Source organism: Chryseobacterium sp. W4I1, assembly GCF_030816115.1.
Classification (GTDB): domain Bacteria; phylum Bacteroidota; class Bacteroidia; order Flavobacteriales; family Weeksellaceae; genus Chryseobacterium.
This window is the reverse complement of record NZ_JAUSXQ010000001.1, coordinates 3,335,777-3,350,705: the sequence shown is the minus strand read 5'-3', so window position 1 is coordinate 3,350,705 and position 14,929 is coordinate 3,335,777. Positions and strand designations below refer to the sequence as shown.

Annotated in this window: 13 protein-coding genes; 9 read left to right on the top strand and 4 right to left on the bottom strand. The window is 36.3% G+C overall.

Features of this window, described 5'->3' with window-relative positions; translation table 11 throughout:
* Positions 1-137: 137 nt before the first annotated feature.
* On the bottom strand, positions 138-497 hold the full coding sequence (locus tag QF044_RS15675) for an ankyrin repeat domain-containing protein (protein WP_307269214.1): 360 nt from the start codon (positions 495-497) through the stop codon (positions 138-140).
* 113 nt (positions 498-610) lie between these two features.
* Here QF044_RS15675 and QF044_RS15670 point away from each other — a divergent pair, with 113 nt between their 5' ends.
* Both QF044_RS15670 and QF044_RS15665 read left to right on the top strand, forming a co-directional pair.
* On the top strand, positions 611-2,005 hold the full coding sequence (locus tag QF044_RS15670; protein WP_307269211.1) for an MATE family efflux transporter: 1,395 nt from the start codon (positions 611-613) through the stop codon (positions 2,003-2,005).
* A 133-nt stretch (positions 2,006-2,138) separates the two neighbouring features.
* A complete protein-coding gene (locus QF044_RS15665; protein WP_073329526.1) occupies positions 2,139-2,258 on the top strand; it encodes a 30S ribosomal protein THX in 120 nt (39 codons plus the stop codon).
* A gap of 53 nt (positions 2,259-2,311) precedes the next feature.
* Here the strand turns inward: QF044_RS15665 and QF044_RS15660 are convergent, their stop codons facing one another.
* The 3 genes from QF044_RS15660 to QF044_RS15650 form a co-directional block, all read right to left on the bottom strand.
* Positions 2,312-2,971: a DUF937 domain-containing protein gene (locus QF044_RS15660; RefSeq protein WP_307269207.1), complete on the bottom strand. Its 660-nt coding sequence runs from the start codon at positions 2,969-2,971 to the stop codon at positions 2,312-2,314.
* An 84-nt stretch (positions 2,972-3,055) separates the two neighbouring features.
* Positions 3,056-4,315, bottom strand: coding sequence for a protein O-mannosyl-transferase family (locus tag QF044_RS15655; RefSeq protein ID WP_307269205.1), 1,260 nt, complete (start codon positions 4,313-4,315; stop codon positions 3,056-3,058).
* A 1-nt stretch (position 4,316) separates the two neighbouring features.
* On the bottom strand, positions 4,317-4,826 hold the full coding sequence (locus tag QF044_RS15650) for a DUF2480 family protein (protein WP_307269203.1): 510 nt from the start codon (positions 4,824-4,826) through the stop codon (positions 4,317-4,319).
* A gap of 163 nt (positions 4,827-4,989) precedes the next feature.
* On the opposite strand from QF044_RS15650, the gene lpxB reads away from it, so the two are divergent.
* The 7 genes from lpxB (at position 4,990) to QF044_RS15615 (ending at position 14,763) form a co-directional block, all read left to right on the top strand.
* A complete protein-coding gene (gene lpxB / locus QF044_RS15645; RefSeq protein WP_307269201.1) occupies positions 4,990-6,093 on the top strand; it encodes a lipid-A-disaccharide synthase in 1,104 nt (367 codons plus the stop codon).
* A gap of 50 nt (positions 6,094-6,143) precedes the next feature.
* The gene (locus tag QF044_RS15640; protein ID WP_307269198.1) at positions 6,144-7,232 is read left to right on the top strand and encodes a glycoside hydrolase family 99 protein; all 1,089 of its coding nucleotides are present in this window, start codon (positions 6,144-6,146) and stop codon (positions 7,230-7,232) included.
* Between the two features lie 286 nt (positions 7,233-7,518).
* Positions 7,519-9,291, top strand: a complete 1,773-nt coding sequence (locus QF044_RS15635; protein WP_307269195.1) for a ComEC/Rec2 family competence protein — start codon at positions 7,519-7,521, stop codon at positions 9,289-9,291.
* 139 nt (positions 9,292-9,430) lie between these two features.
* Entirely contained in the window at positions 9,431-10,093 is a 663-nt protein-coding gene (locus tag QF044_RS15630; RefSeq protein WP_307269193.1) for a succinate dehydrogenase cytochrome b subunit, read from the top strand.
* A gap of 15 nt (positions 10,094-10,108) precedes the next feature.
* The gene (locus QF044_RS15625; protein ID WP_307269190.1) at positions 10,109-12,121 is read left to right on the top strand and encodes a fumarate reductase/succinate dehydrogenase flavoprotein subunit; all 2,013 of its coding nucleotides are present in this window, start codon (positions 10,109-10,111) and stop codon (positions 12,119-12,121) included.
* Positions 12,122-12,145: 24 nt separating this feature from the next.
* Entirely contained in the window at positions 12,146-12,913 is a 768-nt protein-coding gene (locus tag QF044_RS15620; protein WP_307269189.1) for a succinate dehydrogenase/fumarate reductase iron-sulfur subunit, read from the top strand.
* Between the two features lie 320 nt (positions 12,914-13,233).
* Positions 13,234-14,763, top strand: coding sequence for a TlpA disulfide reductase family protein (locus QF044_RS15615; protein WP_307269186.1), 1,530 nt, complete (start codon positions 13,234-13,236; stop codon positions 14,761-14,763).
* Positions 14,764-14,929: the final 166 nt, after the last annotated feature.

Sequence of the window (14,929 nt, the reverse complement as noted above, 5' to 3'; positions counted from 1 at the left end):
TGTTTAAGATATAAGGTTGAGCTTTATGATCATGAAGTTTTCAACCTTAATTTCCGGATGCAAAGATAAGATTTTTGCAGGTTCTGTAAACAAAAAAAACTTCCTTTCGGAAGTCTTGTATATTATTTGAGGGCTTTTTAATTGTTGGTAGCGCCTTTTTGTATCAATAGCTGGGCGGTTTGTTCTTTATTTCCCAATTTAGCCCATGAAAGCGGAGTTTTACTATTACACTCTTTGTTTACGTCTGCCTTATTTTCCAGAAGATATTTTACAATATTATTTCTACCATAAAGAGAGCTGAAACCCAATGCACTGAACATTTCATCTTTAAGAGCAAAGCATTTGTTGTAATCTGCTTTTGAAAAATTCTTTTTAAATGAAGTAACATTGTCAGATTGAATAGCCTGCATCTGAGCTGAGCTAAGTGACTGAGCAGAAAGCATACTGGCAGATGCCGAGATGGTAAGTATAAAAACAGTAGAGATTATTTTTTTCATAAGATTCATTTTAAGAATATACAAATCTAAATTATTTTTTTGATATGGGTAACTAAATTTTTATAAGAATTGAATTTGTATTTTTGAAAATCAGATAATTATTGATTATAAAAATGACAAAATATATAGAGTTCTTTAAAAAAGCTTTTAGCGGTGAGGAAGTAGACTATACGACAATAACGATAAGAAGTGCCGTGCTTCTTCTGGCTATTCCTATGATGTTGGAAATGGCCATGGAATCTGTATTTGCACTGGTGGATCTGTATTTTGTAGGTCATTTGAAAGAAAGCGGTTATGCGATTCAGACGGTAGGTTTAACAGAGTCTGTACTTTCTGTCATGTATTCTATTGCGATAGGTATGAGCATGGCTGCTACGGCTTTGGTAGCACGGAGAATTGGGGAGAAAAACCCTGAACAGGCTTCCAGAAGTGCAGCACAGGTGCTGTTGGTTTCTTTTTTGGTGACTTTTATTTTAAGTTTATTCGGCGTTATTTATGCTGAGGAAATTTTAATCCTGATGGGTTCGAAACCTGAAGCCGCAGCCTACGGAAAAGATTTTACAAGAATTATGATGGGCAGCAGTGTGGTTATTATGCTTTTATTTTTGATCAACGGGATCTTCAGGGGAGCTGGAAATGCTGCTATCGCAATGAAATCTCTCTGGATCGCCAATATTGCCAATATTATTCTGTGTCCTGTTCTGATCAAAGGTTTTGGACCCATTCCTGCGATGGGACTTACGGGAGCTGCTTTGGCAACAACAATTGGAAGAAGTATTGGGGTAATCTATCAGCTGTATCATCTCCTGGTTGCTGATACCAGGATCCGTATTGTACTTCATTATTTTAAACCGGACTTTGGACTTATAAAATCTATTGTGAAAATTGCCACTCCCGGAATTTTTCAGTTTGTAATTGCTTCTTGCAGCTGGATTTTCTTAGCACAGCTGGTAGCGACTACCGGAGGAGAAAATGCGTCTGCAGGTTATCAGACTGCTTTAAGGCTCATGATGTTTTTTATGCTTCCCGCCTGGGGATTGAGTAATGCAGCTTCTACATTGGTTGGCCAGAATATGGGAGCGAATGAAATGCTGAGGGCAGAACAGTCCGTGATGAAAACGGTAAAGTATAATGTCATTTTCATGCTGGCTGTAAGTTTGATTTTTGTCCTTCTGGGGGATTATCTTGTCGGCTTTTTTACCCAAGAAACGGAGATCAGGGATTTTGCTAAAAATGCATTACACATCATGTGTGTAGGATTTATTTTTTACGGTATAGGTATGGTAATGATTAATGCCTTCAATGGAGCCGGAGATACGTGGACTCCGACGTGGGTGAATTTTTTCGGATTCTGGCTGTTTCAGATTCCGCTGGCCTATTTTCTTTCAAAGCATCTGGAAATGGGACCAAAAGGGGTATTCATATCCATTCCGGCAGCAGAAACCTTAATTACGATTGTTGCTTTTATCTTGTTTAAAAAAGGGAAGTGGAAGATGGTGAAAGTTTAATTAAAAGAAGAGACCTTTTCTGTTTCAAATGCTTTGTTTTCAAACCAGATTTATAAAAATTTTAACAGCTGTAATTTTTGGTTTTAAACCATATTGTTTAATTTAGTGTTAAACCAATAAACATCTATACATTATGGGAAAAGGAGACAGAAAATCGAGAAGAGGAAAGATCAATTCCGGAAGTTATGGTAAAAGAAGACCTAGAAAAGCTTCGAAATCAATTGGTCCTTCTGAAACTAAAGCGAAGAGCTAAAAATAAAAAGGCTGAAGATTAATCTTCAGCCTTTTTCAATATACAAAATTAAATTATTTTCCTCCTAAAAGATTTCCAAGGATGCTTCCTAAGCCACCACCTTGCTGTTGCTGCTGTCCACCGCCTCCACCAAGTACACTTCCTAAGATGTCATTCAGTGGATTTCCACCGGATTGTGATTGTCCTCCACCTAAAACACTACCTAAAATGTCATTAAGGGGACTAGACTGCTGTGCCTGTGCCTGATTAGATGCGTTTCCAAGAATTCCTCCCAAAAGATCTCCCAACCCTCCGGCACCTACATTATTTTGCTGCTTTTCTTTACCAATATATCCCATAATCACAGGAGCCAGCATCGCTAAGATAGGTCCTATTTTATCAATTGAAATTCCTGTATTCTGAGAAAGCTGGTTTTCTACATTGCTTTTCTGTCCGCCAAAAACGTGGTCAAGGATCGATCCTCCTTCAGCCTGTCTTGCTTCGGCTTGGGATGCATCATCAAGAATACTTCCGTCGTGGTCTTTATCTAGAGCATTGTTTAAAGCTTCTGCTTCATTAGTGTCCTGAGACTTGTTTCGAAGGTAAGAAATAACCAAAGGGGCAGCTACTGCCAATAACGCAATAATCTGGTTTTTGCTGATTCCGAATTTGTTTTCTGCCTGTTCAGCAACCTGATTGCTGGTACTGCCTGTAAGTAGGTCAATTAAATTCATAGTTTGTGTTTATTTTAAAGTATTAAGTAAATCAAAGTTATCAAAAAATGTGATTCACAAAATTTTTCGACCTCATAATTATTGTTAAAGTTTTTTGATCTCTTCTTCGGTATACCCTTTACTTTTCATGAGTTCTATATATTCTATGGCACTCAAAGTCATCCATTTAATAGGTTCCGGAGCTTCTTTCTTATCAATAGTGAATTCCAGAATACCGGCATTATCGTTCATCCATGGCAGCATATAGTAATTCAAGCCTCCTTTGTACTGTTTGAATGCATGAAATTCTTTTCCTTTTTTTGTTGCAAAAACAATTTGGTAAGAAAGTAGATACCCTACCGGAATTAGAAGGCATACCCATGAAATTTTTTTGAAATAAATATATTTGGGTGCAGATAAGCCATATCCAATAGACAGTGCAAAAATAAGGTTGAAGGGAAGAAAGAATACATAATTATCCGAAACCGCATAAAAAGTTGAAAAACCATATACACATAAAGACCCTGCAAGGAAAACGAAAAACATTTTTCTGTTGGATTTGTAAAGTAATACAGTGCCCATCACTCCAAAAAAAGTAAATACATTGAAATTATAAATAAGATAAGCAAATGACTGGAAAAAATCTTTCACATATTGCATGGAATTTTTCTTAAAAGTCTCTTCCACCCAGTTTCCCTGATCTGAAGTATAAGGAGAACTAAAAGCTAATCCCTGCGAAGTATTCAGAATAAATAATGAAGCAAAAAGCAAAGTAAAAGTCAGTAACGAGCCATATGCATATTTTTTTTCGTTTCTGAAATAAAAAAGAAAAACTAAAAAGGCTGGAATAAGCAAAATATTCTGAATATGTACCCAAAGACTGATCCCTAAAAATATACCGGCAGCAGTGATGTAGTTTTTTTTATTTTCTGTAAAACTCTTGATCATCGAAAAGAAAAACAGGCTTACCCACAAAGTATTGTAAGTATAGACTTCCACAATTTCGGCATTTCTCCAGAATGAAAAACTGAACCCGAACACAAATGCCGCCGTTACTGATGCCCACTCTGTTTTTGTGATGTTTTTAACCGTTAAATACACCATAGAGACCGTTGCTGCTCCTGAAAAAACAATAAGGAAACGGCTTGCCTCAATAGCATTGAGACCAGTAAGATTTTTAATTAAAATTACCGTATTGATATACAGAAAATGAGTGGTGGCCGTAGCAACCGTCATAAATTTACCTTTTTCAGCATCAAGGACAAAGCCGACACAGTCTGCAAAAGGGATTTTTGTAAAACTCCCGATATAATAAATCGTCAGGAAAATAAAGAAGAGAAATATAGCAGAAAGATATTTCCTCATCTTAATTCTTTACAATAGGAACAAAAGAACATGCCTCACCAAACATTAATGATTTAACCATTGGTTTTAGTTGCTCCACCAGTTCTATATAAGCGTTTTCAGGAATTTCTTTATCAGAGCAGCCTTTTACAAGGACTCTTTTTCCTCTCATATCTTCAAAATCGTAAGTCTGGATGGCATTGTGCATTAAAATCACTTCCAAATCCTCCCGGTTTCCAAATACGATCTTTTTAGCTACATCCGTAAGCTTAGCGGTCAGTACAAAATAAGCCCATAATGGAACAATAGTATCCACAGAATTGTAAATGTAGATATAGGCGTCTTTATACTCTTCAATATCTAATACGTCCACTTTTTCCCTGAAGTCTTTTTCCTTCAGAATCATTTCCTGAAAAAGGAAATCTTTAAGGTCAATACCCTTTCTTATTCCTTTGGGAACCAGGGTGGCTAGGTCGAAATTCACAAGCCCGCTTTCTGCAACTTTATTTCGGATTTCAAATTCTTCTGACATTTTTTATCATTATCTTTGGACAAATTTACAAATTAAGATCAATGTAAACCTTAATTTGTTCTCTATCCTTACCATAGAAACCTCCCATGATTCATAATCATCCGATATGAAATCAATGGAAGTGTCTAATGGCTATAAAAACAAATAAAAGATTTCGTAAGAAATGAAATATTATATTATCGCAGGAGAAGCTTCCGGAGATCTGCATGGGAGCAATTTAATGAAAGCTCTTTTACAGAAAGATCCTCAGGCAGACATCAGATTCTGGGGTGGCGATCTGATGAAAGCACAAGGCGGAACACTGGTGAAACATTACCGTGACCTCGCTTTTATGGGCTTTCTGGAAGTTGCCATGAACCTTAGAACCATTTTGAATAACATTAAATTCTGTAAAGAAGATATCAGAAACAATAAACCTGATGTTTTGATCCTGATTGATTATCCTGGATTTAATTTAAGAATCGCCAGGTTTGCAAAAGAGCTTGGAATCAAAGTGGTTTATTACATCTCTCCACAGCTTTGGGCCTGGAAAGAAGGCAGGGTAGAGATCATCAAAAAGTATGTAGACGAAATGATGGTTATCCTTCCTTTTGAAGAAGATTTTTACAAAAAACATGGTGTTCATTCCCACTTTGTAGGCCATCCACTTCTGGATGCTATTTCCAGTTTGAAAGAATTGAGTATAGAAGAATTTAAAAAGGAAAACGGACTGAATGAAAAAGAGATCATTGCGCTGCTGCCTGGTTCCAGGAAACAGGAAGTAGAAAAGATGCTTGAAATAATGCTTTCTGTGAGACCTCATTTTAAAAACTACCAGTTTGTGATTGCCGGTGCTCCTAGCCTTCCAAAAGATTTTTATCAAAAATATGTGGATGACAATGTTCATTTCGTTTCCAACAGGACATACGATCTGCTGAGGTGCTCAAAAGCTGCTCTGGTGACTTCAGGAACCGCAACTTTAGAGACTGCACTTCTCAATATTCCTGAAGTGGTATGCTACCGTGGAAGTAAAATCTCTTATGCTATTGCAAAAAGACTTGTAAAAAATATCAATTATATCTCTTTGGTCAATCTTATCATGGACAGGGAAGTGGTAACAGAGCTGATCCAGACTGATCTGAATACCAAAAATCTGGTAGAAGAGCTTCATAAAATCATTGAAGGCGAAAAAAGAAATCAGATGCTGGAAGATTACAGGCTTTTAAGAGAAAAATTAGGAGGAAAAGGTGCCAGTGAAAAAGCAGCTGAAGTAATTCTCAGTATCTAAAAAAATTAATAGATTTATATTCAGTGATTTTTAGTTTTAAAAATGATTAAATGAATTTTTTTAAAAGTCTTCTGGTTCTCATTTTAGTAACATGCTTTTCGGGGAAAAGTTTTGCCCAAAACATCCAGTCGCGTGATAAGGTTCAGATCTTTTATTACGGCTGGTATGCGAATCCTACAGTAGATGGAAAATATGATCATTGGAACCATGATATTTTACCTCACTGGAACAATCCGAAGTGGGATAACCTCGGAAACCACAAAGGAGGAGATGACATCGGAGCCAATTTTTATCCTGCTTTGGGAAATTATAGCTCCAATGATCCTGAAATCATTACAAAACACATGAAAATGATCAAAGAATCCGGAGTTGGAGTCGTTGTTTTAAGCTGGCTCGGAAAAGATTCTTTTGTAGATAAAAGCATTATGAAATATCTGGATATTGCTGATCAGTTTGGTTTAAAGGTAGCGTTTCATATAGAGCCGTTTTACACAAATATTACCGAACTCCGGGAACAGCTTTCTTATCTTGTCAAAGCCTATTCTCATCACCCTGCTTTTTACAAGAAAGATGGAAAACCATTATACTATGTGTACGACAGTTATAAAATTTCTCCTTCAGAATGGTCAAAACTGCTCTCTAAAAATGGAGAAAACACAGTAAGGAATACTGATTTGGATGGACTTTACATTGGACTGTGGGTTGAAAAAGAACATTCTGAATTCTTTGAAACCTCAGGATTTGATGGTTTTTATACCTATTTTGCCAGTGAAGGCTTTGTTTTTGGAAGCACAACTTCCAATTGGAATTATCTTTCTCAGTATGCAAAAGATCATCACCTTGTTTTTATACCTTGTGTTGGGCCGGGATATTCAGATACCAGAATACGGCCTTGGAATGAAGCTAATTTTAAAAGTCGGGAAAACGGGAAATACTATGAAAGAATGTTTGATGCAGCCATAAAAGTTCATCCCCAGTTTATCGGGATTACCTCTTTTAATGAATGGCACGAAGGAACTCAGATAGAACCTGCCATTCCTAAAAAGTCAGGAAATTTCAAATATGAGGATTACGGAAAGGATTCAGCGTTTTATATTAAAGAAACGAAAAGGCTGACTGACCGCTTTTTTGAACAGTAAATAATTCAGACAAATTATATTTTGTACGTAGATTTTATTCAGCAAAAACAGGCCTTATTAAAAATTTTAATTAAAAAATATAAAATTGCTGATATAAGTAGTTTGCCCATGATAAGCTGTCTCATTTAGATTGCTTTTGTTTTTTCTTTATAAGGTGAAATATGTAGTAAATAATCAAGCCTTCTGTTGTTCTTTTGGGGGCAAAACCAGATGAAATTCAGTAAAAACTGTGCTATTTAAAGATCAAATAAATTAGTATTTTTTTGATTGTAAATAACAGCATCAGTTGAATAAACAACCTATTCTTATACTTGCCATTTGTTTTATCCTTGGGATTTTTTTTCAAGATCAGTTAGAGCTGGATAAAAATGGAATTTTTTATTTATCAGGAAGCTGTTTACTGCTCTTCTTCATGACTTTCTTTAATTCTTATCTTCTTCATAAAGTAAAAGCAATATTGCTGGGGCTGATGTTTTTTGAAGCCGGAATAGTCCTTCATTTTTTTAATACCTTCACTCCCCGTGATCTTCCGGTTTCTCAAAATGAGAAAATTATTTTTAAAATCTCAAAAAAATTAAATTCTACAGAGAAAAATAAAAAATATGAGGCACTTATTTATACCGAAAAAGAAAATTTTAATGCCGTCATTTATATTCCGAAGATTAGTAAAGAGCTGGATTTTAAACATTTCTATAAAGCAAAAGCTTATCTCTCAAAGCCCAAATCTCCTCAGCATAATTTTCAGTTTGATTACTCCCGTTATTTAAAGCGTAAAAATATTGAATATCAGTGTTATATAACAAAAAATATTTCATCTGCGGTAAGAAGTGATTTAAGCCTTTATGAACGTATTCAGCAGCAAAGACTTGAAATCCTGCAGGATATTGATCACTCAGAAATGTCAGCAAGAAGCCGGGAATTTTTAAAAGGTATTATCCTGGCAGACAGAACGGAAATGGACTCCGAAACCGTGCAGGATTTTAACAGATCCGGAATGGTTCATCTGCTGGCAATTTCAGGAACGCATATTGTCGTTATTTTTGGAATGTTTTATTTTTTACTAACTCGTTTCAGTCCGTTGCGGTTCAGAAAATATGCCATTATTTCCAGCATAATTTTTATCTGGTTCTTTGCTGGATTTATTGGTTTTGGAAACTCAGTTTTGCGTTCCTGCATTATGCTCACGGTGTATTTTATTTATGTTCTTCTTCAGAGGAAAACGGATCTGCTGCATTCTCTTGCACTGTCGGCCATGATTATTCTGGTAGGTGATACCCAGCAGATTTTTGATGTAGGATTTCAACTCAGTTTTCTGGCAGTTTTAGGGATCTTTTGGTTGAATCAGCCTTTACTGTCCTATTTTCCCAGACCGGATGGTTACTTCAAAAAAATACTATTCAATACGATTACCATTTCCCTCTCTGCACAATTAGCAACCCTTCCCATTGTTTTATTTTATTTTCATCAGTTTTCTTTAGTTTCTATCCCTGCCAATGTCCTGATTGTTCCTTTTTCAGAGCTGCTTATTGTGTTTTCATTTTTGATGACCATGCTTGTAGCAATACATTCAGATTTTACACTAATCAACATAGTTTATGATGTATCCATACAGGTCTTGTTGAAGCTTATCCACTGGTTTGCAGAAGCCGACATGCTGTTTTTTTCAAATATAGCGATGAATATCGTTGAGGTTTTGTCTCTATTTGTCATTGTTTGTATGATGAGACCATTGCTTTTACAGATGAATTTTAAAAATTCAATGCGACTTGCAATTGTTGTTTTAGCGTTCTTTATGTTAAGAACCGGATCTACGGTTTATGAAAACCAAAAAGAGGAGGTGCTTATTCATGATTATAATAAAACTAAAGTATTGTCTGTAAAAAGCGGGAGCAGGGTTTGTTTTTGGATGGAGGAAAATTCAGATCGTCAGAAATTGATAAGGTTTGTTATTGATCCTTACTGCTCTTCAAGACGTATTAATACCTTCGAAATTAAAATTCTTCCTCAAGCCGCCCAAAAAGTAGTTTATAATGGCAGAATTTATAATTTAAACAAATAAGTGCCTTTTTTGAGTTTTCCTTATCATTAGGCAGTAAATTATTATTTAGAAACATTACAAACTGTCTAATTGTGAGATTTCTCACTTTTTGATATAGTTAACATTTCTTAATTTTGTGGAAAATCAAATGTAAACTTATATGGCAGGTTTAACGAGTTCTACGATAGGTAGAAAATATGCTATGGCATTGTCGGCTCTATTTTTGCTGATATTTCTGGTGATGCACCTTTCTGTAAACCTTTTGTCGGTTTTTGGTGAGGATGCTTACAACAATGCTTCGCAATTCATGGGGTACAATCCTCTTATTCAATTTGTAATGCAGCCAATTTTGATATTTGCTGTCGTTTTCCATTTTGTAATGGGGTTTGTTTTGGAAATTAAAAACCAAAAAGCACGTCCTGTGAAATACAATTCAAACAATCCTTCTCACAATTCTACTTGGATGTCCAGAAATATGATTATTTCCGGTGCTGTGATTTTGGCTTTTGTTTTTCTTCATTTGTATGACTTTTGGCTTCATGAAATGAATTACAAATATATTGACGGACTTCCGATCGAAGAAACACGTTTCTGGGGAGACCTGCACGCAAAGTTTGAAGATCTTTGGAGAGTCGTTTTATATGTAGTTTCTTTTGTTTTGCTGGGACTGCACTTAGCCCACGGTTTCCAGTCTTCGTTCCAGTCTATTGGTGCAAGACATCCGAAATATACTCCGGTAATTAAAGCTTTTGGAAAATGGTATTCAATCCTTATTCCTGCAGGTTTTATTTTTATTGCAATTTTTCATTTCGTAACTCAATAATATCAATATACTAATATGAGTAAATTAGATTCAAGAATTCCGGCTGGTCCTTTAAAGGATAAATGGAAAAATCATAAAGACCATATGAACCTTGTTGCACCCAACAACAGAGATAAGATTGATATTATTGTTGTAGGTACAGGTTTAGCAGGAGGTTCTGCAGCAGCTACATTAGCTGAACAGGGATATAATGTGAAAGCATTCTGTTACCAGGATTCTCCAAGAAGAGCACACTCAATTGCTGCACAGGGAGGTATCAACGCTGCCAAAAACTATCAGGGTGACGGTGACTCTACTTACAGATTATTCTATGACACTATCAAAGGTGGTGACTATAGAGCAAGAGAGGCCAACGTTTACAGACTAGCTGAAGTTTCTGCCAATATTATCGACCAGTGTGTTTCACAGGGTGTTCCTTTCGGAAGAGATTACGGCGGCCAGTTAGATAACCGTTCATTTGGTGGAGTTCAGGTTAAAAGAACATTCTATGCAAAAGGACAGACAGGTCAGCAGTTATTATTAGGAGCTTACTCTTCATTAAGCCGTCAGATCGGAAAAGGAAGAGTAAAAATGTATAACCGTCACGAGATGCTGGATTTAGTAATCGTAGATGGAAAAGCAAGAGGAATTATCGCAAGAAACCTGGTGACAGGTGAGATCGAAAGACATTCTGCCCACGCAGTTGTTATTGCTTCAGGTGGTTACGGAAACGTATATTTCCTTTCAACCAATGCAATGGGATCCAACGTTTCTGCAGCTTGGAAAATTCACAAGAAGGGAGCCTATTTCGCAAATCCTTGTTATGTACAGATCCACCCAACTTGTATTCCTGTTCACGGAACACAGCAGTCTAAACTGACTTTGATGTCTGAATCGTTAAGAAACTCCGGAAGAATCTGGGTTCCTAAAAAAATTGAAGATTCCGTAGCCATCAGAGAAGGTAAATTAAGACCTGAAAATATTAAAGAAGAAGATAGAGATTATTATTTAGAAAGAAGATATCCTGCATTCGGAAACTTAGTGCCTAGAGACGTTGCTTCTAGAGCGGGTAAAGAAAGATGTGATGCTGGTTTCGGAATCGAGAATAATGATACTAAAGAAGGTGTTTACTTAGATTTCTCTACAGAAATTATCAAAAAAGGTAAAGAAGCCGCTATCGAAAAACATATTCAAAATCCTACAGATCAACAGATCTATGATTTAGGAAAAGCTTGGATTGAGGAGAAATACGGTAACTTATTCGTAATGTACGAAAAAATTACAGCCGATGATCCTTACAAAACTCCAATGAAGATCTATCCTGCCGTTCACTATACCATGGGAGGTGTTTGGGTTGATTATAACCTTCAGTCTACCATCCCTGGATGTTTCGTAATCGGTGAAGCTAACTTCTCAGACCACGGAGCTAACAGATTGGGAGCTTCTGCTTTGATGCAGGGGTTGGCAGACGGATATTTCGTTCTTCCTTACACGATTGCAGATTACCTTTCAGCGGACATCAGAACGGGAGCAATTCCTACAACTTCTGGTGAATTCGATCAGGCTGAAAAAGAAATTAAAGACAAAGTGAATTTCTTCTTAAATAATAAAGGAACTCATTCAGTAGATCATTTCCACAAAAAATTAGGACACATTATGTGGAATAAAGTAGGAATGGGAAGAACTCCTGAAGGTTTGAGAGAAGCTATTGCTGAAATTGCTCAGGTGAAAAAAGAATTCTGGAGCGATGTGAAAGTTCCTGGTGATGCAGATGGAATGAATACTGAGCTTGAAAAAGCTTTCAGAGTGGCAGATTTCATCGAATTAGGACAATTAATGGCAATCGATGCATTACACAGAAACGAATCTTGTGGAGGACATTTCAGAGAAGACCATGCTACTCCTGAAGGTGAAGCTGAAAGAGATGATGTTAACTTCAAATATGTAGCAGCTTGGGAATATCAAACAGATGATATCACAACGGAAGTTCTGCATAAAGAAGACCTGATCTATGAAAACATTGAAGTTAAAGCAAGAAGTTACAAATAATCTCCAACCTATAAATAAACAATTATGAGTGCAAAAAAAGGCCTTCATCTTACCCTAAAAATTTGGAGACAAAAAAATAGCAAAACTAAAGGTCAGTTTGAGACCTACAAAATATCAGATGTTTCTACAGATTCTTCTTTCTTGGAAATGTTAGATATTTTGAACGAGAATATTATTAACGAGGGAAAAGAACCTATCGCTTTTGACCACGATTGTCGTGAAGGAATCTGCGGTATGTGTTCTCTTTACATCAATGGTAGAGCTCACGGTCCGGATACTGGTATCACGACTTGTCAGCTTCACATGAGAATGTTCAAAGACGGTGAAACCATCGTTATTGAGCCTTGGAGAAGTGCTGCTTTCCCGGTTATTAAAGACTTAATGGTAGACAGAAGCGCATTCGACAGAGTAATGGCTGCAGGTGGTTTCATTTCGGTGAACACTTCTGGTAATACTTTGGATGCGAATGCAATTCCGGTTCCTAAAGAAGATGCAGATAAAGCAATGGATGCTGCAGCATGTATCGGATGTGGAGCTTGTGTGGCTACTTGTAAAAACGGATCTGCAATGCTATTTGTTGGAGCTAAAGTTTCTCAGTTTGCCCTACTTCCTCAAGGTAGAGTAGAAGCGAAGAGAAGAGTTCTGAACATGGTGAAAGCTATGGACGAAGAAGGATTCGGAAACTGTTCAAATACAGGAGCTTGTGAAGTTGAATGTCCGAAAGGAATTTCTCTTGAAAACATTGCCCGAATGAACAGAGAATATATGGCTGCTATGGTAGATAACGGATAGATATCTATTCAAATACATAAAAAAATCGTCTTCATTATGGAGACGATTTTTTTTGTACATACCCTATGGCTGTTAAAGTTTGTTAAGTTGTTGATTGAATATGATGTTCTTTATTTAATAAGTCTATATTTGGTGAACATTTTTTATGAATGAAAGAAGAATAAACATCTTGCAAATGTTTTTTTTGACAAAAAAATCTATGGTGGTAAAATGGCTGCAAACCCTCTTTTCATAGGTTTTCATAAAATTTTTAAAAAAAATAAATACTCTTAATCAACAAACCGTAAAAAACGGTATTTTTGTGTAATATTAAAATTGAAATGAAAAAATATCTTTTATTGTTTATCATCACGGTTTTTGTGATGTCTTGTTCAAAAAAAGTTGAAGTAAAAGGAAAAATTGCTGGAAGTTCACCACTCGAAAGAATTGAATTTGTTGAAGCTTCTGGTGTTGCTACACTTCCGCTTATTAATATAGGTTTAGATAAAAATGGAAACTTTACTGGAAGCTTCGATGCTCCTAAAGACGGGATGTATGTCATCAACTATGCAGGAAGACAGAATCTTATTTATCTTGAAGGCGGACAGAAGCTAAATATTTCTGGAAACGCAATGACCTTTCCAAACGAATTCGTCGTTACAGGAGACGCTAAAAAAAACAATGATTTTCTTCAGGCAAGCCAAAAGTTCTTAGGTGAATATGGAAGTAAGATCAATGTTCAGCAACTAATGGGCGGAGACGAAAAAACATTCTTAAAAGGAGCTCAGAAGATCGAAGCTGATATCAATAAAAATGTAGATGAGCTTGCTCAGAAAAATAACCCGGGTAAAGGAATCCTGGAATGGAAAAAGAATGACGTAAAAGTAACCATTCTGAACCTTCTTGCCAACTATGAAATGTCCCAGCGCCAGATGTCAGGGAACCCTTCATTTAAAGTTTCCAAAGCTTTCCAGGATTATGAAAATAAACTGGAAGAGAACAAAGACGTAATGGTGAAAACAATTCCGTTGTACAGACAGTATCTGCTTGTGAAAATGAGCCCTGACTTTCAGAAATTTGCTGAAGCAAAAGCTAAACGAAAAACAGACATTATCACTTCTGAAATTTTTGCACAATTCCTAAAAGACAGAAAAGAAGTTACACAGACTGCTAAAGATTATCTTTTAGCATTTGTAGTGGCTCAGGATATTCATCCGGGTGCTCCTGCGAAGAATACTGACAAAATCAAAAAAATTATTGATACCGATATTACTGATGCATCCATCAAAGCAGATCTTGTTAAAATGCAGGTAGCAATCAACGGACTTAAAGTAGGAGATGCTGCTCCTGAAGCAGCCTTGGTAAAAGCAGACGGTAAATCTTACCAGCTTTCTGAAAATAAAGGAAAACCATACATGCTGTTCTTCTATGCATCTTGGAATCCTTACATCAGTGAAGCTACAGTTCCTGTTTTAAAAGAAGTTGTGAATTTCTATAAATCTAAAATGAACTTTGTTTTTGTAAACGTTGATGATACAAAAGATCAGTTTGTAAAAACCAGCAGTGCATTATTAAAAGGAATTCCGGGAACGAATGTATACGGTGATAAAGGACTGGAATCAGATATTGCTAAAAAATATGGCGTTTACGGATTCAAGCTGCCTTGCTTTATAGTAGTAGACAAAGATGGCAAAATTGCCAGCAGATCTTTTGTGAACTTAGGTGAGCAGGAGGTTGTGACGATTTTAGATAAACTTACAGGACTTTCTGCTCCAAGAGTAGATCCTAATATCCAGATGCAGCAGCAACAGGCAATGCCGGTTGATCCGTCAGCACAGCCTGCAAATCCTCAGCCAGCCCCAACAAAATAATAAACTTTAATATAGATGGAAACCTTATCTTCGGATAAGGTTTTTTTTATTGTATTTTTGCAGATTGAAACCGGAAGTTCATTTCGGCAGATTAAAAAATAGTAATAGAGATTCAGGACTGAAACCCATAGGTTTTATCCGACCATTAAAAGAAATTGAGTTTACG

Bases quoted from the DNA above. Each gene is read 5' to 3' on its own strand.
- QF044_RS15675 (WP_307269214.1), bottom strand. From the start codon at position 497: ATGAAAAAAATAATCTCTACTGTTTTTATACTTACCATCTCGGCATCT.
- QF044_RS15670 (WP_307269211.1), top strand. From the start codon at position 611: ATGACAAAATATATAGAGTTCTTTAAAAAAGCTTTTAGCGGTGAGGAA.
- QF044_RS15665 (WP_073329526.1), top strand. From the start codon at position 2,139: ATGGGAAAAGGAGACAGAAAATCGAGAAGAGGAAAGATCAATTCCGGA.
- QF044_RS15660 (WP_307269207.1), bottom strand. From the start codon at position 2,971: ATGAATTTAATTGACCTACTTACAGGCAGTACCAGCAATCAGGTTGCT.
- QF044_RS15655 (WP_307269205.1), bottom strand. From the start codon at position 4,315: ATGAGGAAATATCTTTCTGCTATATTTCTCTTCTTTATTTTCCTGACG.
- QF044_RS15650 (WP_307269203.1), bottom strand. From the start codon at position 4,826: ATGTCAGAAGAATTTGAAATCCGAAATAAAGTTGCAGAAAGCGGGCTT.
- lpxB (WP_307269201.1), top strand. From the start codon at position 4,990: ATGAAATATTATATTATCGCAGGAGAAGCTTCCGGAGATCTGCATGGG.
- QF044_RS15640 (WP_307269198.1), top strand. From the start codon at position 6,144: ATGAATTTTTTTAAAAGTCTTCTGGTTCTCATTTTAGTAACATGCTTT.
- QF044_RS15630 (WP_307269193.1), top strand. From the start codon at position 9,431: ATGGCAGGTTTAACGAGTTCTACGATAGGTAGAAAATATGCTATGGCA.
- QF044_RS15625 (WP_307269190.1), top strand. From the start codon at position 10,109: ATGAGTAAATTAGATTCAAGAATTCCGGCTGGTCCTTTAAAGGATAAA.
- QF044_RS15620 (WP_307269189.1), top strand. From the start codon at position 12,146: ATGAGTGCAAAAAAAGGCCTTCATCTTACCCTAAAAATTTGGAGACAA.
- QF044_RS15615 (WP_307269186.1), top strand. From the start codon at position 13,234: ATGAAAAAATATCTTTTATTGTTTATCATCACGGTTTTTGTGATGTCT.